Genomic DNA, 531 nt, shown 5'->3' with positions numbered 1-531 from the left:
ATCCAGTCGGGTGGTTCATCGCCACGCTGGTCGCTGCCACGCAGCGTGTCTTCAGCGAGATCAGCCACCTGCGCCTGAGCCAGCCAGTCTGCAACCTCCTGCGCGAGCTCAGCCTCCGCCTTTTCCATCCGGCCGTAGCTCATGGCCTTATGTTTGGAGGCATTGGCTTTGATTTTCGTGCCGTCCGCCGCAACGTGGTTCAGGCTGGCAAGCCCGGCACGGCGACATAGCGTCAGGATCTGCGTGAAAAGCCCCGCCAAGGCAGTGAGATGACGGCGGCGGAACTCACTGATGGTTCGAAAGTCGGGCTGGTTCAATGCAGTCACTGCCTGAAAATCCAACCGCTCTTCGCACGCCCGGGCAATCCGCCTGGATGAATACACCCCATTGCTATAGGAGTAGAGAAGCAAGGCAACCATCATCGCAGGATGGTAGGGCGGATAACCTTTCAACTCAGTGTAAACATTCAGGATCGCCGAGAGGTCAAGCTCCTCGCTCACTAAATCGCGGATGAGGTGCGCAGGATGGCCC

At 58.8% G+C, this 531-nt stretch carries 1 protein-coding gene; it reads right to left on the bottom strand.

The genetic code is table 11. From position 1 onward, the window contains the following. Positions 1–531: transposase (locus ASILVAE211_RS25895; RefSeq protein WP_227324224.1), on the bottom strand; the 531-nt coding region annotated here is incomplete at both ends.

The organism is Acidisoma silvae, from assembly GCF_020618775.1.
GTDB classification, from domain to species: Bacteria; Pseudomonadota; Alphaproteobacteria; order Acetobacterales; family Acetobacteraceae; genus Acidisoma; species Acidisoma silvae.
Note: the sequence above shows the minus strand (reverse complement) of the source record. Positions and strands in the feature narration are given on the sequence as shown.